Origin of the sequence: Anaeromyxobacter sp. SG64 (genome assembly GCF_022690745.1) — a bacterium.
Classification (GTDB): domain Bacteria; phylum Myxococcota; class Myxococcia; order Myxococcales; family Anaeromyxobacteraceae; genus Anaeromyxobacter; species Anaeromyxobacter soli.
On sequence record NZ_JALCZB010000001.1, the window covers coordinates 14,231 to 30,922 of the forward strand.

A 16,692-nucleotide genomic window follows, 5' to 3' on the forward strand; every position below is an offset into this window, starting at 1 on the left:
TGCGCAGCCGACGGCGTGCCGGTCCGGGGCCGCGTGCTCAAGCTCGCCTGGACCGGGCTCGCTCGCGCGTCACCCGACCCCGGCGCCGTGCGTCTCTCCGGAGGAGGGCGAGGCGGTGGAGCGGATCGGCGATCACGCGGTCGTGGGGAACGGCCGGGCGGCCGCGCTCGTGTCGCGCGGCGGCACGGTCGACTGGCTGTGCTGGCCGCGATTCGACAGCCCTTCGATCTTCGCCGCGCTCGTCGACGACGGCGCCGGGCGCTGGACGCTCGCCCCGGCCACGCCGTTCCGCTCGGAGCGCCACTACCTCCCGGAGACGAACGTCCTCGTGACGCGGTTCATCACGGCGACGGGCGCGCTGGCGGTGACGGACTTCATGCCGGTCGCCTCGCAGGAGGAGCAGCGGCGGCTGCTCCTCCCGGACCACGAGCTCGTGCGGATGGCCACGTGCGAGCGCGGCTCGGTGGAGCTCGAGACCGTGTTCGAGCCACGGCCCGACTACGGCCGCGTGCGGCCCCGGCTGCGCGACGCCGGCGGGCTCGGCCTCCGGGCCGAGACACGGGCGGGCCTCCTCACGCTCCGCGCGGATCTCCCGCTCGCGATCGAGCCCGCCGGGCGTGCGACCGGGAGAGCGGTCCTGCAGGCCGGCGAGACGCGGCACCTGTCGCTCTGCTACGCCGACGAGTGGCCCGCGATCCTGCCGCCGCTCGGAGCGCCCACGCGCGAGGCGCTCGCGCGCACCGTTCGCTGGTGGCGCGCCTGGGTCGGGCAGCTCCGCTACGACGGGCCCGGCCGCGACGCGGTGGTGCGCAGCGCGCTCGCGCTGAAGCTCCTCGTGTACGCGCCGTCGGGCGCGGTCGTCGCGGCGGCGACGACGTCGCTCCCCGAGCGCGTGGGCGGCGATCTCAACTGGGACTACCGCTTCTGCTGGCTGCGCGACGCGGCGCTCACCGTGCGCGCGCTCTTCGGGCTCGGCTTCCGCGACGAGGCCGACGCCTTCGTGAGCTGGCTCCTCCACTCGACGCGGCTCACCCAGCCCGAGCTGCGGGTCCTCTACGACGTGCACGGCAACGCGCCCCCGCGCGAGCGCACGCTCGAGCACCTCGCGGGCCACCGCGGGTCGCGACCGGTGCGGGTCGGGAACGGCGCCGCGGATCAGCTCCAGCTCGACGTCTACGGCGAGGTGATCGACGCGGTGACCCACTTCGTCCGGAGCGGCGGGACGCTCGACCGGGAGACGCAGCGGATGCTCTGCGCGCTCGGGGACGAGGTGTGCCGGAGCTGGCAGGGCGCCGACGAGGGGATCTGGGAGCCGCGCTCCGGGAAGGGGCACAACACCCACTCGCGCGTGCTGTGCTGGACCGCGCTCGACCGGCTCCTCGAGCTGCACGCGAAGGGGCACCTCTGCAGCGCGCCGGTCGAGCTGTTCGAGCGGAACCGCGCCGCCATCAGGCGCGACGTGGAGGAGCACGCCTGGAACGCGCGGCTCGGGAGCTACACCGCGCGGCTCGGCGGGGAGGAGCTCGACGCGGCGCTGCTGCTCCTCGCCTGGTACGGGTTCGAGGACGCGCGCTCGGCGCGCATGCGCGCGACGTTCGCGCGGATCCGCGAGCGGCTCGGCGCGCGCGACGGCCTCCTCTACCGCTACCGGAGCGGCGACTCTCCCGGCGAGGGCGCGTTCGGGATCTGCAGCTTCTGGGGCGCCGAGGTGCTGGCGCTCGGCGCGGGCAGCGCAGCGGAGGCGCGCGAGACCTTCGAGCGGCTCTGCCGGCTCTCGAACGACGTGGGGCTCTTCGCGGAGGAGCTCGACCCCGGGACGGGCGAGGCGCTCGGCAACTTCCCCCAGGCGTTCACGCACGTGGGGCTCATCAACGCGGCGCTCTCGCTCGAGCAGCGGCTCCGGGGCGAGGCGCCGCTCACGCACGCGGTCCCGCCGCGCGCGGCGCTCGAGGAGGCGGACGCATGAGCGTCGGGAGCTGGCTGTTGTGGGGCTTCGTCGCGACGATCGTGCTCACGACGATCCTGGCGGGCACCCAGGGGCTGCGCCTCACGCGCATGAACCTCCCCTACATGCTCGGCACCATGTTCACCCCGAGCCGCGATCGCGCGAAGCTCCTCGGGTTCGCCGTCCACCTCGTGAACGGCTGGCTCTTCTCGCTCCTGTACGTGGCCGCCTTCGAGGCCTGGGGCCGGGCCACCTGGTGGCTCGGCGCGGCCATCGGCGTCGTGCACGCCGCCTTCGTCCTCACCGCCGGCATGCGGATCCTGCCCGGCTTGCACCCCAGGATGGCGAGCGAGACGCACGGCCCCACGGTGACGCGGCAGCTCGAGCCGCCCGGCTTCCTCGCGCTCAACTACGGGGTCCGGACGCCGCTCGGCGCGCTCGCGGCGCACGCGGTGTTCGGCGCGATCCTCGGGGCGTTCTACCGGCTCGCCGGCGGGTGAGCGCCCGCTGAGCGCGCGGGGGCGCTCAGCGCGCGGGCGCCTCCGGCGGGAGCGCGACGAACACGCCGAGCACGCCGATGAGGTTCCCGGCCTGGTCGCGCAGCGGCACCCGGCTCGCCAGGCAGTCGATGTCCCCGCCCGACGCGTCGCGCAGGGTCTCGCGCGCGTCGAGCAGCGGCGCTCCGGCGTCCATGACGCCCCGGTCCCGCTCCAGGAGGCGCGCGCGCTGCTCGTCGCTCCAGCCGAGCTGCGCGTCGGTCTTCCCGACGATCGCCTCGGCGGAGGGGAGGCCGAACCGCTGCGCGAAGCGGTCGTTGCACCCGAGGTAAACGGAGCGCCGGTCCTTCCAGTAGATGGAGTGCGGGACGTTCGACAGGACGCTCTGGAGCAGCTCGCGCTGCTCGCGGACGTTGCGGAAGCTCGCCTCGACCCGCTCGGCCATGTGATCGAACTCGGTGGCGAGCTGACCGATCTCGTCCTTCGAGCGCAGGCCGATGCGGCGCGACAGGTGCTTCTCGTCGTCCGCGATGTCCCGGGACAGGCCGACCAGCGTGGCGAGGGGCCGCGTGAGGGTGGCGGCGAGGAAGCTCACCCCGGCCACCGCCAGGATCACCACCACGAGCGACGCCAGCATGATGCGCCGGACGAGGGCGCCGACCTGCGCCTCGGCGGCCGCGGTCTTCTCGGCGATGGCGACCTCGATGTCGTCCACGTACCGGCCCGTGCCGATGATCCAGTCGAGCGGCCGGTAGCGCTTCACGAACGAGAGCTTCGGCGCCGCGGCGCCCGGGGTCCCCTCCGCCGTCGGCTTCGGCCAGGAGTACTCCACGAAGCCCTCGCCGGTCTTCCAGGAGATGTCCCGGAACGCCGAGAACAGGTTCTGGGCGCGGCCGTTCACCGCGAGCTCGAACTCCTTCGCGTCCATCGTCCGGCCGTCGAGCTCGGGCCGGATCGGATGCATCACCATGCGCGGGACCGGCGTCTCGGCGGTGCTGATCCAGAAGTACTCCGAGCCGTAGCGGATCTTGCGGATGCCCGAGGTGATCTCGGCGAGCTTCTCCCGCACCGCCTCGTCCACGTAGATGCCGGTCCCCACCACCCAGCCCCACTCCTTGAACAGGCGGACATAGGAGAACTTGGGCATGCGCGGCAGGAGCGCGTTCCCGTCCGGCTCGGGCCAGCTGTAGCGGATGAAGCCCGCCCCGCGCGCGGCGGTGAGCTCGACGGCGAGCTGGAACAGGTTACGGTCGTCGTCGCCCGCGCAGTCGAACTCGGGCGCGTCGAGGACCGTCCCCTCGAGCCTCGGGACGAGCGGGTGCATGAGCATCGTCGGGTAGGGCCGGCCGACGGTGTTGATCCACAGGTACCCCTTGCCGCCGTCGAACCGCATCGCGCGGAGCGTCTCGAGCGCGTCCGCCTGCGCGCGCGCGACCGACACCTCGCCCCGGCGCGCCCGCGCGAGGTGCTCGCGGAGGGTCGCGCCCGCGACGTCGAGGATCGCCTCGAGCCGCTGCCCGTACTTCTGCTCGAGGTAGCGCTCGTCCGCGGCCTCCCGGTACTGCGCGTCGATGAGCGCGTAGACGGTGTTCACCTTGTCGGTGAGGTCCTGCTTCACCTGCGCGGTCTTCTCGGCCCGGATGCGCGCGATGTCCTCAGCGGCCCGCGAGCGGATGCTCCCGACGGCGTAGCCCGCGAGGACACCCGCGGTGACCAGCACCGCGACGGAGATGGCCAGCTGCAGCTTGAGCTTCAGGGTCAAGAGTGCTCCGGGACCGGCGGTGGCGGGATTCTGGCCGACCCGCGAAGGCGGATCAACGAGGGGTTGTGGAGGCGCGTCGTGGGCTGGGATAATCGCGGGCGCTCGACAGATCGTCGCAGGCCACGCACGCCACGAAGGACGGGGGCAGGCAGAGCTCGAAGGAATCGGGGAGCCGATTCGTTCACGGGCGCCGGGGACCGCCGATGCTCGATCGCCTCCTCCACTTCGTGACGGGAAGCCCGGCGTTCCAGTTCTTGCGCTCGGTCACGCCGTTCGACTTCCTCCCGGACGCCGACCTCGAGCGCATCAGCGACGCGCTCTCCATCGAGTACCACCCGAGGGGGAGCACGCTGTTCGCCCAGGGGCAGTCGGCGGTGACCGACGTCTACGTCGTCATGAAGGGCTCGCTCGAGCTCCTCGACGACGCGGCCGCGCCCGGCTCCCAGGGGCGCGCCGCCGGCCTCGGCCAGACCTACGGCGGCGCGTGCGTCCTGACGAACGGCGGGATCGCCCTGTTCACGGTGCGTGCGGTGGAGGACACGTTCCTCTACGCGGTGCCGGGGGCGCTGTTCCTCGAGGCGTGCGCGAGGCACCGCGAGTTCCACGACTTCTTCGCCGAGAGCCTCGGGCCCCGCATGCTCGAGCGCGTGGGGGCGCGGCTGCGCCAGAAGTGGCTCCTCACCTCGCCCGATCCGGACTCCGTCGGCTTCAGCCGCACGGTCGGGGAGATCTGCGATCGGGAGGTGGCCTGGTGCTCGCGAGAGGAGTCGGTGCGGGAGGTCGCGCAGCGGATGGCCGTGCGGCGCTGCCACACGCTGCTCGTGCGCGACGCGGGCGGCGCGCTCGTGGGGCTCGTGAGCGAGCGGGACCTCGTCACGCGGGCGCTGGCGAGCGGCCTCGACGCGGCGCGGCCCGTCTCGGAGGTCATGACCCCCGCCGGCGAGGCGATGGCGGCCGGGTTGCCGCTCGCCGCGGCGATGGAGGTGATGGTGCGCTCCGGCGTTCGCTCGCTGCCGGTCGCCGGAGAGGGTGGGGAGATCGTCGGGCTGCTCGCGGACGACGATCTGCTCGTCGCGCACGGGAGCTCTCCGCTCGAGTACCTGCGGGACATCGCGCAGACCCGGCTCCGCAAGGACCTCGCCGAGAAGCGGGCGCGCCTGCCCCGGCTGGTCCGCGCGCTCATGCTCGAGGGGGCGCGGGTGGACAGCCTCACCTGGCTCATCAGCGCCGTGTCCGACGCCACGGTGAGGCGCGTGCTCGACCTGGCGCTCGCCGAGATGGGCCCGCCCCCCGCGCCGTTCGTGTTCCTCGCCCTCGGCAGCGAGGGGCGGCGAGAGCAGACCCTCGTGACCGACCAGGACAACGCCCTGGTGTTCGCCGACGTCCCCGGGCGCGAGGCGGAGGCGGCGGAGTACTTCCCGCGGCTCGGCGAGCGCGTCTGCACCTGGCTGAAGGAGGTCGGGGTCGAGTACTGCGACGGGGAGGTGATGGCGAGCAACCGGGAGTGGTGCCAGCCGCTGTCCGTCTGGAAGGAGTACTTCCGCAAGTGGGTGAGGGTCCCGGAGCCGGAGGCGGTGCTCAACTCCAGCATCTTCTTCGACTTCCGGGAGGTGCACGGAGACCTCGCGCTCGCCGAGGAGCTCCGCGGCCACGTGACCCAGCTGCTCGCGCCAAGGCCCGGGATGTTCTTCAACCTCCTCGCGCAGGCGGTGGTGGACAAGGAGCTGCCCGTCGGCCTCTTCGGGCGGATCTCGGTGGAGACGCGCGGGAGCCGGGAGGACGTGTTCGACATCAAGCAGCCCATCGCGCGCATCTGCGAGCTGACGCGGCTGCAGGGCCTCTGGAACGGCATCGGCGCGACGAGCACGCTCGAGCGGCTGCGGAAGCTCTCGCAGCAGGGCGAGGTGGACGCGCGGGTCTGCCTCGACATGAAGCACGCGTACTCCTTCCTCATGCAGCTGCGGCTCGCCCGGCAGGTGGCGGCGCTCGGGAGCGGGGGCGTGCCGGCCGACAACCTCATCAGCACGCACGAGATCTCCACCCTCGAGCAGCGGTTCCTCGAGGAGACCTTCGGGCTCATCGGACGTGCCCAGGCGAGCGCGCGCAGGAAGTTCCTGCGCCAGGCGTGAAAGGGAGCGCAATGAGCCGAACCACCGGGATCGCGGCGCTCCTCCGGCTCGTCCGGCGCAAGGCCACCGGCGCGGCCGCGGAGGTCCGCTACGCGCGGCGCAAGACGCTCGGCGCGGAGGAGTGGACGCAGCCGATCCGGACGATGACGTTCACGGTGCTCGACTGCGAGATGACCGGGCTCGACCCCGCCAAGGACGAGATCCTCTCCATCGGCGCGGTGCGGATCCGCAACGGCCGGATCGTGATGAGCGAGCGCTTCTACCAGGTGTTCAAGCCGACCGAGGCGGTCTCGCCGAAGGAGGTCATCCTCATCCACGGCCTCGGCCCCGACGAGGTCAGCCGCGGCATGCCGCTCCTCGACGCGCTCGACCGCCTGCTCGCCTTCATCGGCGACAGCGTCGTGATCGGCCACTTCACGGCGGTCGATCTCGGCTTCCTGAACGCGGCGCTCGCGTCGCGGAAGGAGCGATCGATCAAGAACCCCGCGCTCGACACGCGCCTCCTGTACGGCTGGTGGCGCCGGCGGACGTCGCCTGCGAGCCAGGCCTCGACCGACGCCGCCCTCGAGGACATCGTCATCGAGATGGGGCTGCCGCGCTACCCGGCGCACCACGCCTTCTACGACGCGCTCACCACCGGCATGGTGTTCCTGAAGCTGCTGGGCGACTTCGAGGCCTCGGGCGCCGTTCAGTTCCGGACGCTGTACCGGGAGGCGGGGGTGTACTGACGCGCGAGCGGGGAACGATCACGTGCTGGCGAGCAGGGGCGGGGCGCAGCCAGCGCGGTCCCCGGCGAGATCATCCGCCGATCGCGTGCCGGTATGCGTGGAGGACGTGCTCGGCGATCTCCGCGACGCCCACGCCCCGGGTGACCTGCGCGAAGACCACCGGGCCGTCGCCGCGCATCCGCGCGGCGTCGCGGGCCATGAGGCCGAGGTCGGCGCCGACCGCCTCGGCGAGATCCGTCTTGTTCACCACGAGGAGATCGGCCTGCGTGATGCCGGGGCCGCCCTTGCGCGGCACCTTGTCCCCGCCCGCGACGTCGATGACGTAGATGGTGTAGTCGGCGAGCTCGCGGCTGAAGTGCGCGGCGAGGTTGTCGCCCCCCGACTCGCAGAACAGGATCTCGGGGTCGTGCGCCAGGGTGAGCTCCTCGAGCGCGAGCAGGTTCGCGGTCACGTCCTCGCGGATGGCCGCGTGCGGGCACCCTCCGGTCTCGACGGCGCGGATGCGCTCGGCGGGCAGCGCCTGGTTCCGGACCAGGAACTCGGCGTCCTCGCGGGTGAAGATGTCGTTCGTCACGACCGCGAGGGAGCGTGAGTGGCGCAGCGCGCGGCAGAGCGCGAGGACGAGCGCGGTCTTCCCGCTCCCGACCGGACCTCCCACTCCGACCGTGAAGGCGCGCCGCCGGAGGTCGCCGCGCGCGTGAGGGGCGCCGCGGTCCCGGAACGAGCCGGGCCCGGGGGCGTGATCGTGACCGGAGTGGAGCGAGAGCGCGTTCATGGTCAGCTCTGGAAGAGCCTCGAGTAGAGGCGGTCCTGGTGGGACTGCAGGAGCTCGAGGAGCGGCGAGGCCGCCGCGGCCTCCTCGGGTGGCCGACCGGCCGTCGCGGCGAGGACCGCGTCCGCGACCGCGCCGGCGCGGACGAGGGCGGCCTGGGCCTCGAGCGGACCGCAGAGGCCGAGCCGCACGCCGGCGGAGACGATCCCCCGCGCCGCGAGGAACAGGTGCAGCCGCGCGGCCTCCTCCTCGGACGCGCCGAGGCGGCCGAGGACCACCCCCGACACCGGGGCGAGGTGCCCCGCGAGGCCGGCGTGCCGCACCTCCTCCTCGAGCTCCCGCGCGGCGGGCCCGAGGGAGACCGCGGCCCGGAGCAGCGCACGCCCCTGCGCGCGGCTCGCGCGGTTGGCGACGTGCCCGGGGATGGCGGCGTCGCAGCGGGCGTCGAGCTCGGCGAGCCGCTCCGGCGCGCGCAGCGCCGCGACGACGAAGGGGACCGCGAGCGAGCCCGCCTGCCAGAGCGACTCGACCACGAAGGCGTCGAGCCCCGCGACGCCGGCGCAGCGCCCGAGCTGCACGGCCGCCTCGAGCCCGCCGGAGTGGGCGAAGCCGCCGGTGGGGAACGCCGAGTCGGCGAGCTGCCAGGAGAGCCAGGGGGTCATCAGAAGAGGAAGTAGCGCTGGGCGAGCGGGAGGCGGGCGGCAGGCTCGCAGCGGAGGAGCACGCCGTCCGCGCGCACCTCGTACGTCTCCGGATCCACCTCCATCCGCGGCAGCGCGTCGTTGAGCTTCATGTCCTTCTTGCCGAGGGCGCGGCAGCCGTGCACGGCGACGAGCCGCTTCGCGAGCCCGAGGCCTTGCACCTCGCCCGCCTGAAGCGCCGCCCGCGACACGAACGCCACGCTCGTCGCCCCGAGCGCGCGCCCCAGCGCGCCGAACATCGGGCGCGCGAGGACCGGCTGCGGCGTCGGGATCGAGGCGTTCGGGTCGCCCATCTGGGCCCAGGCGATGAGCCCTCCCTTGAGCACCAGCTCGGGCTTCGCGCCGAAGAACGCGGGCCGCCACAGGACAAGGTCCGCGAGCTTCCCTGGCTCGACCGAGCCGACCTCTTCCGCGAGGCCGTGCGCGATGGCGGGGTTGATGGTGTACTTCGCGACGTAGCGGCGGATGCGGAGGTTGTCGTTGTCGCCGCGCTCCTCCGCCAGCCGGCCGCGCTGCCGGCGCAGCTTGTCGGCGGTCTGCCAGGTGCGGGTGACGACCTCGCCCACCCGGCCCATCGCCTGCGAGTCCGAGCTCATCATCGAGATCGCCCCGAGGTCGTGCAGGACGTCCTCGGCCGCGATCGTCTCGCCCCGGATCCGGCTCTCCGCGAACGCGAGATCCTCGGGGAGCGTGGGGTCGAGGTGGTGGCAGACCATGAGCATGTCGAGGTGCTCGTCGACGGTGTTCACCGTGTACGGCCGGGTCGGGTTCGTGGAGGAGGGGAGGACGTTCGGCTCGCCGCAGACGCGGATGATGTCGGGCGCGTGGCCGCCGCCCGCGCCCTCGGTGTGGAAGGTGTGGATCGTGCGGCCCGCGAACGCCGCGATCGAGTGCTCGGCGCAGCCGGACTCGTTGAGGGTGTCGGTGTGGATGGCGACCTGCACGTCGAGCGCGTCGGCGACGCGCAGACAGGTGTCGATGGCGGCCGGGGTGGTCCCCCAGTCCTCGTGCAGCTTCAGGCCCACGGCCCCGGCGCGGATCTGCTCCGCCAGCCCCTCGGGCGACGCGGCGTTGCCCTTGCCGAGGAGCCCGATGTTGACGGGGAGCGCGTCCGTGGCCTGGAGCATGAGGCCGACGTGGCGGGCGCCCGGCGTGCACGTCGTGGCGTTCGTTCCCGTCGCCGGACCGGTGCCGCCGCCGAGCAGGGTCGTGACGCCGCTCGCGATCGCCTCGTACGCCTGCTGCGGCGAGACGAAGTGGATGTGCGTGTCGATGCCGCCGGCGGTGAGGATGAGCCCCTCGCCGGCGATGCACTCGGTGCCCGGGCCGATGGTCATCCCCGGCGTCACCCCCGCCATCGCGTCGGGGTTGCCCGCCTTGCCGATGGCGCAGATCCGGCCGCCCCGGACGCCAACGTCGGCCTTGAAGACGCCGCCGTGGTCGAGCACGAGCGCGTTCGTCACCACGAGGTCGAGCACCTCGTCCGGCGGCGCGCCGGCCGCCTGGCCCATGCCGTCGCGCAGGACCTTGCCGCCGCCGAACACGCACTCGTCGCCGTACACCGTGAGGTCCCGCTCGACCTCCAGCACGAGCGACGTGTCGCCCAGGCGGACGCGATCGCCGGTCGTCGGGCCGTACACCTGGGCGTACTGTCGCCGATCCATTCGCCGCGTCATCTCAGCGCTCCTCCGCGTGGGCGAAGCCGCGCCGGCGGGCCTCCGCCACGACGCGCTCCCGGCCCTCCTCCGTGACCGGCCCCGGCGCGAGGGCGTTGCCGCCGCGGACCACGCGGCGCCCGCCGATCTCCACGAGCGCGACCGTGCGCGTCTCGCCGGGCTCGAAGCGGACCGCCATCCCGGCGGGCACGTCGAGCCGGCGGCCGTACGCGCGCGCCCGGTCGAAGCGCAGGAGCGGGTTCACCTCGGCGAAGTGGTAGTGGCTCCCCACCTGCACCGGGCGGTCGGCGAGGTTCGTCACGGCGAGCTGGATCGCCTCGCGTCCCTCGTTCAGCACCACCTCGCCGGGCGCCGGCAGCACCTCGCCCGGGCTCGCCTCCTCCGGTCCGCCGGGAGCTTCCTCCGCGAAGGCCGACAGGGGCGGGACCGGGAGGAAGGATCCGTAGAGCGCCAGCGCGAGGTCGCCGTCCTCCGCCGCGATGGGGTGGTGGACCGTGACGAGCTTCGTGCCGTCGGGGAACGTCCCCTCCACCTGCACCTCCGCGACGAGCTCGGGCACGCCCGGCAGCACCTGCCGCCGCCCGAGCATCCGCCGGCCGAGCGCCATCAGCTCGGCGACGCGCCGCCCGTCGCGCGCGAGCTCGAGGAGCTGGGTGGCGACGAGCGCGACCGCCTCGGGGTGGTTGAGGCGCAGGCCTCGCGCGAGCCGTTTCTGCGCGAGGACGCCGGCCTGGTGGAGCGTGAGCTTGTCGATCTCTCGTGGGGTCAGGTGCATCGTGCCTCCGGGTTCACGGAATGTGCGTAAACGGATCCACGCCGGCGACGGCCGCGACGAATGCGAGGCGCTCGCGCACGAACGCGAGCCCGTCCTCGACGCTCCGGCTCGCGATGCGCACGAGGACGCCGTCGCCGAGCGGGCTCGCCGCCGCGAAAACGGGCGAGTCCGGGGTGGCCGGCGACGACGCGAGCCGCTCCTGGAGCGCGCGGGCGTGGCGCGCGCTCGCCGGTCCGAGCGCGACCACGGTCGCGAGGAAGTCGATGCCGGAGAGCCGCTCGCCGAGGGGAGGACCTTCGCCGGGCACGAGGCGGAGCCCGTCCGCCAGGATCGTCCGGCCGCCCATCACGACCTCGACGCGCGAGCGGTACTCGTCGAAGGCCCAGCGCTCGCCGCGAGCGACGCGGCCCGCGACCAGGGCGTCGAGCCAGAGAAGGCTCGCGCCGGGCGCGAGCTCGAGCCGCTGCTCCTGGCGGTAGCGCGCGCTCGCGAAGCAGCTCACCGGCTGCGGCAGGACCGCGAGGACGGCGCCCGGGCCGACGCGCGCCCCGAGCCGCTGCGTCGCGATCGCCCCGCGCGAGCGGTAGATCTTGGTCCCCGCCTGCGTGGAGAGGAGCGCGGTAGAGTCCCCTCCGACCTCGACCTCGAGCGACACCTCGTCTCCCGCGAGGAGCCCGCCGCCATGGCTCGCGGAGATGATCCAGGCGCAGCGCCCCCGCGGAGAGGGCGAGAGGAGCTGGAGAGGGCTCGACGCCATGCACGCGACGATGGCGCTCGCGCCGCCCACGCGCGCCGTCGCGACCCGTCCCGCGCCGGCGCGGAGCCCGTGTTCCGGGCGCGGCTGCCCGATGGACGTGCAGCGTGCCACGGGGAGATCGAGGATCGGCTCGGGATCCAGGCAACGCATCGGACACGGGCGGCATCGTGCAGGGCGCGCGCCAGTCCCCGGCCTCGCCAGGCGGGCTCACGCCAGGAGCCGCTCGATCACCGCCGGGTCGGGCGGCTTCGCCACGTGCCCGTCGAAGCCCGCGTCCGCGGCGCGCCGCAGGTCGTCCGGCTGCGCGTAGCCGCTGACGGCGATGAGCCGCACGCCGTCCGGGCCGGCGGCGCGGAGCGCGCGCGCGACGTCGTAGCCGCTCATCCCGGGGAGCCCGAGGTCGCACAGCACGACGTCCGGGGGGCTCGCGAGCGCCCTCGCGAGGGCGGTCGGGCCGTCGTAGGCCACCTCGGTGGTGTGGCCGAACAGCTGCACGATCTCCGCGAGCGAGTCCGCTGCGTCCGGGTTGTCGTCCACCACGAGGACGCGGAGGCCGTGGGGCACCGGAGTGATCCCGGCGGCCACCGCGACGGGCACGCTGGCCTCCGCGGCGAGCGGGAGGCGGACGACGAGCTCGGCGCCTCGTCCCGGCCCGGCGCTCTCGGCGCGGACCGTCCCACCGTGCAGCTCGGTGATGCCCTTGACGAGCGCGAGGCCGAGCCCGAGCCCGCCGTCGGTCCGCGCGAGCGAGCGCTCCGCCTGCACGAACGGCTCGAAGATCCGCTCGAGCTGGTCCGGCGCGATGCCGATGCCGGTGTCGCGGACGCGGAGCTCCGTCGCGTCCGCGCTCGAGCGAACCGACACGGTGACGGCGCCGCCGCGGGGCGTGAACTTGGCCGCGTTCTGGAGGAGGTTCCCGAGCACCTGCCCGAGCCGCGTCGCGTCGCCGCTCACGAGGACCGGTCCGGCGGGGAGCTCCAGCGCGAGCTCGAGGCCTCGGCCCGCGAGGACGGAGCGAAGATCCTCGGCCGTCCGGCGCGCGATCCCGGCGACGTCCACCCGCTCGCGGCGCAGCTCGATCTTGCCCTTCGCGATGCGGGTCACGTCGAGCAGGTCGTCCACGAGCCTCGTGAGGTGCTCGGTCTGCCGCTCGATGACCGCCCGCGCCCGGCGCGCCTGCTCTCCGGCGGGGTCGGCGTGCTCGAGGATGTAGATGGAGTTGCGGATGGGGGCGAGGGGGTTCCGCAGCTCGTGCGACAGCACGCTCAGGAACGCGTCCTTGCGCCGGTCCACGTCGCGCAGCGCCTCCTCCGCCTTCCGCTGGCGGAGCGCTCCCTCGGCGAGCTCGCCGATGAATCGCACGAGCGCCCGGTCGTAGGCGACGATGTTCTCGACGGCGGCGTGGTCGAAGACCGGCACGCGATCGAGCGCGGCGAGGTACGCCGCCTCGTCGTACCCGAACTGCTTCGCCTGCTGGACGAAGAAGCCGCGGTCCGCCGACTCCTCCACGTAGAAGAACTGGCCCAGGAAGAGCGTCGCGAGGTGCTCGCCCGCGACGACGATGGGGACGCCGATGTCCCGCAGCCCGTTCTTGCACAGGTACTCGCAGGAGGAGCCCTCCGCGAGGTGGCCCTTGATGTAGTCGTCGCTCTCCCGGCAGCGCTCGAGCGAGCGGGGATCCGCCCGGTGGAAGTGGACGCAGATGTCCTGCCAGCCGCAGCCGACGAGGACGGAGCCGTCGAAGGCGTCGATGATGCCGATGGGCATCCCCGTGGCGTTGTAGTTCGCCTCCGCGAGCCGCTGGACGACGGACATGTCCAGGAGCTCGGCCAGCCGGACGGAGGGTATTGAGGTTGGCGCCATCGGAGCATCAATCAAAAAAGGTGCGGTGATATTCCTACATTGCGACATGTAATCTCCGTCCGTGCAAGCAGGCGGGTCACGGGCAAGCGGGGAAGGTCCTGAGGACGCGGGCCACGACGCGCAGCGTCATGGGGGTTGCCGCGCACGTCCGGGGGAGAAGCGCGCGCTCGGAGTGAAGCCCCTTGTAGGCTGGGGCGGAGCCTCGACCCGGGCGCATCGGGAGCTGCGAGCGCGGCCTAGCTTGCAGACATGAAGCGCGCGCTCGCGGCGGGGCTCGTGGTCGGGACGGGGTTGGGCGTGCTGGCGCGTCGCTTCTGGGACCGCCGGACCCGCTACGGCCCCTGGGGCTCGCTCGGGCTCGGCCTGCCCGGAGGGGTGGACGGGGTCGGCCTCGCCCTGACGCAGACGACCGCGACGTCGCTCGTCGACGGGAACCGCGTCGCGTGGAGGGACGACGCCGAGGTGTTCGACGCGCTGGAGGAGGCGATCGGCGACGCGCGCCGCAGCGTCCACGTGGACGTGTACATCTGGAAGCCGGGGGGCGCGGGAGATCGCCTGGCGGACCTCGCGTGCCGCAAGGCGCGCGAGGGCGTGCGGATGCGGATCCTCGTCGACCCCATGGGGAGCACCGGCTTCGACGAGGAGCTTCGCCCCCGGCTGAGCGAGGCCGGCTGCGAGGTGCGCTACTTCAGGCCGCTCAAGAAGCGGCCCTTCTCCCTGACGGGACGGAACCACCGCAAGCTCGTCGTGGTCGACGGGCGGGTGGGCTTCACCGGGGGTTTCGGCATCGCGCCCGAGTGGAGCAGCGGCGCGCCCGGCTCGCCCGTGTGGCGAGACTCGAACGCGGAGATCGAGGGGCCCGTCGTGCAGCAGATGCAGGTGGCGTTCGCGAACCACTGGATCGAGACGGGGGGCTGGATGCTCCCCGCGGTCGAGCTCGAGCGGCCGAGGCCGGCGGGGGAGGCGCGCGCCGCGTACGTGACGAGCACCGACGTCATCGGCCTCTCCCACGCGCGCTGGGTCACGCACATCGCGCTCGCGGCGGCGGAGCGGCGGGTGTGGATCGCGAACGCCTACTTCGTCCCGCCGCCGGCGGTGCTCGGCACGCTCTGCGCACGGCGCGAGATGGGGATCGACGTGCGGCTGCTCCTGCCCGGGCCGTACCAGGATCATCGCAGCGTGACGTTCATCCAGCGCCGCCATTACCCGCGGCTCGAGGCGAGCGGGGTGACGGTCTACGAGTACCTCCCCGCGATGATGCACGCGAAGACCATGCTCGTCGACGACCGGCTCTCCCTGGTCGGCTCCATGAACCTCGACTTCATGTCGATGGAGTGGCTCGAGGAGGGCGCCCTGGTGGTGGACGACCGCGCGTTCGCGCGCGCGTTCGAGGAGCGGTGGCAGGAGGACATGTCGCGCTCGCGGCAGGTGACCGGGCTGGGCGCGGAGGACGCGAACGGCCGCTTGCGACCCGCCGAGACCTCGACCTCGCCGCGCGCGCTGGTTAGCTCGACCACCTCGAACCAAGGAGGAGCGCCATGGCCACGGTGAGACCCATCCCGGAGGGGATGCACACGCTCACGCCGAACCTCGTCATCCGGGGAGCGGCGCAGGCGATCGAGTTCTACAAGCGCGCGCTCGGGGCGCAGGAGGTGGCGCGCATGCCGGCGCCGGACGGGAAGAGCATCTGGCACGCCGAGCTGCGCATCGGCGACTCGATGTTCTTCCTGAACGACGAGATGCCGGGCATGGGCACCGGGGCGCCGAGCGCCGCCGCGCCGGTGCCGGTGACGATGTGGCTCTACGTGCCCGACACGGACGCGGCGTTCAAGCGCGCCGTCGACGCCGGCGGGAAGCCGACGATGCCGCCCGCCGACATGTTCTGGGGCGACCGCTGCGCGGGCGTCGCCGACCCGTTCGGCTACATGTGGTCGTTCGCGACGCACCAGAAGGACCTCACGCCGGAGGAGATGCGGCGGGCGGGCGAGGAGTTCGCGAGGTCGATGGGCGCGAACCGCTGAGGCTCGGCGCGGCGCGGGCGCCGCCGGGAGGGGCGCTCGCGCCGTGACGCGACGTCAGCGCGGCCGCTCGAAGGCGCGACGCGCCCGCTCCGCCCGCGCGCGGAAGGCGCAGCCGTCGAGGTGATCGTTCACGATCCCGACCGCCTGCATGAAGGCGTAGAGGGTGGTCGGCCCGACGAAGGTCCAGCCCCGCTTCCGGAGGTCCTTCGACATCGCCACGGACTCGGGCGTCGTCGTCATCGCGCGGAGGTCCGCCCAGGCGAGCCGCTTCGGCCGCGAGGCGGGAGCGGGCTCGAAGCGCCAGAAGTAGGCGGCGAGGGAGCCGAGCTCGTCCCGGAGCGCGCAGGCGCGGCGGGCGTTGTTCACGGTGGACTCGATCTTGCCGCGGTGGCGCACGATGCCCGCGTCGGCGAGGAGCCGCGCCACGTCGCGCGCCCCGAAGCGCGCCACCGCCTCGAGGTCGAACCCGGCGAAGCCGCGCCGGAAGGCCTCGCGCTTGCGCAGGATGGTGAGCCAGGAGAGGCCGGCCTGGAAGCCCTCGAGGCAGACCTTCTCGAAGAGGCGCACGTCGTCCGCGGTGGGCTGGCCCCACTCCTCGTCGTGGTAGGCCAGGTACTCCGGAGCGGAGGCGCCCCACACGCAGCGGAGCTTTCGATCGGGGCCGGGGGTCAGGCCTTCGGGAGGGGTGGGCATCGCGGGCATGAGTCCTAGCGCGGAGGGAACGGACGGGCACGGCCCGGCGGCATCATGGGTCGGTTCCCGGCGCCGCTCGTCGAAAGGTGTTACGAGAGGTAGATGACCGCGTTCATCGCAGCCCTGCTGATGAACGCGATCCCCGGCTGGCGCGAGCTGTCGCGCCGTTCCTGGTGCACGAAGCAGCGAAGCCGCCTGCGCTCGCCCGATCGGAAGATCGTGTGGGTGCACGACGGCGAGAAGATGCCGTGGGCGCTCTGGGGCGTGGACCACGGCTTCTTCGAGCTCGAGTGGGCGGGCCGGCTGGCGTACCTGCGAGCGGTGGCGGCGGCGGTCGAAGCGCCGCTCGCGACGAGCTGAAAGCGGTCGCGAT

15 protein-coding genes are annotated in these 16,692 nt (G+C 73.4%); 7 read left to right on the plus strand and 8 right to left on the minus strand.

Annotation, left to right across the window (positions count from 1 at the left end):
• Positions 1-115 precede the first annotated feature (115 nt).
• Together MNZ29_RS00060 and MNZ29_RS00065 are read left to right on the plus strand one after the other, a co-directional pair.
• Positions 116-1,966: a glycoside hydrolase family 15 protein gene (locus MNZ29_RS00060; RefSeq protein WP_242352047.1), complete on the plus strand. Its 1,851-nt coding sequence runs from the start codon at positions 116-118 to the stop codon at positions 1,964-1,966.
• A complete protein-coding gene (locus MNZ29_RS00065; protein WP_242333204.1) occupies positions 1,963-2,445 on the plus strand; it encodes a hypothetical protein in 483 nt (160 codons plus the stop codon). Before MNZ29_RS00060 ends, MNZ29_RS00065 begins: the two co-directional genes overlap by 4 nt.
• Before the next feature lie 25 nt (positions 2,446-2,470).
• Here MNZ29_RS00065 and MNZ29_RS00070 read toward each other — a convergent pair whose 3' ends face one another.
• Positions 2,471-4,204 carry a cache domain-containing protein gene (locus tag MNZ29_RS00070; protein WP_242352048.1) on the minus strand — a complete coding sequence of 578 codons (1,734 nt, stop codon included), beginning with the start codon at positions 4,202-4,204 and terminating at the stop codon, positions 2,471-2,473.
• 203 nt (positions 4,205-4,407) lie between these two features.
• On the opposite strand from MNZ29_RS00070, the gene MNZ29_RS00075 reads away from it, so the two are divergent.
• The gene (locus MNZ29_RS00075; RefSeq protein WP_242352049.1) at positions 4,408-6,333 is read left to right on the plus strand and encodes a DUF294 nucleotidyltransferase-like domain-containing protein; all 1,926 of its coding nucleotides are present in this window, start codon (positions 4,408-4,410) and stop codon (positions 6,331-6,333) included.
• Between the two features lie 11 nt (positions 6,334-6,344).
• Positions 6,345-7,061 (plus strand): PolC-type DNA polymerase III, encoded by a 717-nt coding sequence (locus MNZ29_RS00080; protein WP_242352050.1) that lies wholly within the window; start codon positions 6,345-6,347, stop codon positions 7,059-7,061.
• 70 nt (positions 7,062-7,131) lie between these two features.
• Here the strand turns inward: MNZ29_RS00080 and ureG are convergent, their stop codons facing one another.
• From ureG to MNZ29_RS00110, 6 genes are all read right to left on the minus strand, one after another.
• Positions 7,132-7,836 carry an urease accessory protein UreG gene (gene ureG / locus MNZ29_RS00085; RefSeq protein ID WP_242352051.1) on the minus strand — a complete coding sequence of 235 codons (705 nt, stop codon included), beginning with the start codon at positions 7,834-7,836 and terminating at the stop codon, positions 7,132-7,134.
• 2 nt (positions 7,837-7,838) lie between these two features.
• The gene (locus tag MNZ29_RS00090) at positions 7,839-8,495 is read right to left on the minus strand and encodes an urease accessory protein UreF (protein ID WP_242333214.1); all 657 of its coding nucleotides are present in this window, start codon (positions 8,493-8,495) and stop codon (positions 7,839-7,841) included.
• Entirely contained in the window at positions 8,495-10,210 is a 1,716-nt protein-coding gene (ureC, locus tag MNZ29_RS00095; RefSeq protein WP_242352052.1) for an urease subunit alpha, read from the minus strand. Before ureC ends, MNZ29_RS00090 begins: the two co-directional genes overlap by 1 nt.
• Before the next feature lies 1 nt (position 10,211).
• The gene (locus tag MNZ29_RS00100; RefSeq protein WP_242333218.1) at positions 10,212-10,985 is read right to left on the minus strand and encodes an urease subunit gamma; all 774 of its coding nucleotides are present in this window, start codon (positions 10,983-10,985) and stop codon (positions 10,212-10,214) included.
• 13 nt (positions 10,986-10,998) lie between these two features.
• Positions 10,999-11,853, minus strand: a complete 855-nt coding sequence (locus MNZ29_RS00105) for an urease accessory protein UreD (protein ID WP_242352053.1) — start codon at positions 11,851-11,853, stop codon at positions 10,999-11,001.
• 96 nt (positions 11,854-11,949) lie between these two features.
• On the minus strand, positions 11,950-13,557 hold the full coding sequence (locus tag MNZ29_RS00110) for a PocR ligand-binding domain-containing protein (RefSeq protein ID WP_242352054.1): 1,608 nt from the start codon (positions 13,555-13,557) through the stop codon (positions 11,950-11,952).
• Positions 13,558-13,854: 297 nt separating this feature from the next.
• Between MNZ29_RS00110 and MNZ29_RS00115 the strand changes: the two genes are divergently transcribed.
• Entirely contained in the window at positions 13,855-15,156 is a 1,302-nt protein-coding gene (locus MNZ29_RS00115) for a phosphatidylserine/phosphatidylglycerophosphate/cardiolipin synthase family protein (RefSeq protein ID WP_242352055.1), read from the plus strand.
• Positions 15,144-15,626 (plus strand): VOC family protein, encoded by a 483-nt coding sequence (locus MNZ29_RS00120; RefSeq protein WP_242333226.1) that lies wholly within the window; start codon positions 15,144-15,146, stop codon positions 15,624-15,626. Before MNZ29_RS00115 ends, MNZ29_RS00120 begins: the two co-directional genes overlap by 13 nt.
• A gap of 54 nt (positions 15,627-15,680) precedes the next feature.
• On the opposite strand, the gene MNZ29_RS00125 is transcribed toward MNZ29_RS00120, so the two are convergent.
• Positions 15,681-16,319, minus strand: coding sequence for a DNA-3-methyladenine glycosylase I (locus MNZ29_RS00125; RefSeq protein WP_242333228.1), 639 nt, complete (start codon positions 16,317-16,319; stop codon positions 15,681-15,683).
• Between the two features lie 102 nt (positions 16,320-16,421).
• On the opposite strand from MNZ29_RS00125, the gene MNZ29_RS00130 reads away from it, so the two are divergent.
• Complete coding sequence (locus tag MNZ29_RS00130; protein ID WP_242333229.1) at positions 16,422-16,679, plus strand: hypothetical protein; 258 nt, start codon at positions 16,422-16,424, stop codon at positions 16,677-16,679.
• Positions 16,680-16,692: the final 13 nt, after the last annotated feature.

What these genes read in the sequence shown, in the direction of transcription:
- MNZ29_RS00120 (WP_242333226.1), top strand. Translation starts at nt 15,144, where the DNA reads ATGGCCACGGTGAGACCCATCCCGGAGGGGATGCACACGCTCACGCCG.
- MNZ29_RS00065 (WP_242333204.1), top strand. Translation starts at nt 1,963, where the DNA reads ATGAGCGTCGGGAGCTGGCTGTTGTGGGGCTTCGTCGCGACGATCGTG.
- MNZ29_RS00130 (WP_242333229.1), top strand. Translation starts at nt 16,422, where the DNA reads ATGACCGCGTTCATCGCAGCCCTGCTGATGAACGCGATCCCCGGCTGG.
- ureG (WP_242352051.1), bottom strand. Translation starts at nt 7,836, where the DNA reads ATGAACGCGCTCTCGCTCCACTCCGGTCACGATCACGCCCCCGGGCCC.
- MNZ29_RS00080 (WP_242352050.1), top strand. Translation starts at nt 6,345, where the DNA reads ATGAGCCGAACCACCGGGATCGCGGCGCTCCTCCGGCTCGTCCGGCGC.
- MNZ29_RS00110 (WP_242352054.1), bottom strand. Translation starts at nt 13,557, where the DNA reads ATGTCCGTCGTCCAGCGGCTCGCGGAGGCGAACTACAACGCCACGGGG.
- MNZ29_RS00125 (WP_242333228.1), bottom strand. Translation starts at nt 16,319, where the DNA reads ATGCCCACCCCTCCCGAAGGCCTGACCCCCGGCCCCGATCGAAAGCTC.
- MNZ29_RS00075 (WP_242352049.1), top strand. Translation starts at nt 4,408, where the DNA reads ATGCTCGATCGCCTCCTCCACTTCGTGACGGGAAGCCCGGCGTTCCAG.
- MNZ29_RS00100 (WP_242333218.1), bottom strand. Translation starts at nt 10,985, where the DNA reads ATGCACCTGACCCCACGAGAGATCGACAAGCTCACGCTCCACCAGGCC.
- MNZ29_RS00115 (WP_242352055.1), top strand. Translation starts at nt 13,855, where the DNA reads ATGAAGCGCGCGCTCGCGGCGGGGCTCGTGGTCGGGACGGGGTTGGGC.
- ureC (WP_242352052.1), bottom strand. Translation starts at nt 10,210, where the DNA reads ATGACGCGGCGAATGGATCGGCGACAGTACGCCCAGGTGTACGGCCCG.
- MNZ29_RS00090 (WP_242333214.1), bottom strand. Translation starts at nt 8,495, where the DNA reads ATGACCCCCTGGCTCTCCTGGCAGCTCGCCGACTCGGCGTTCCCCACC.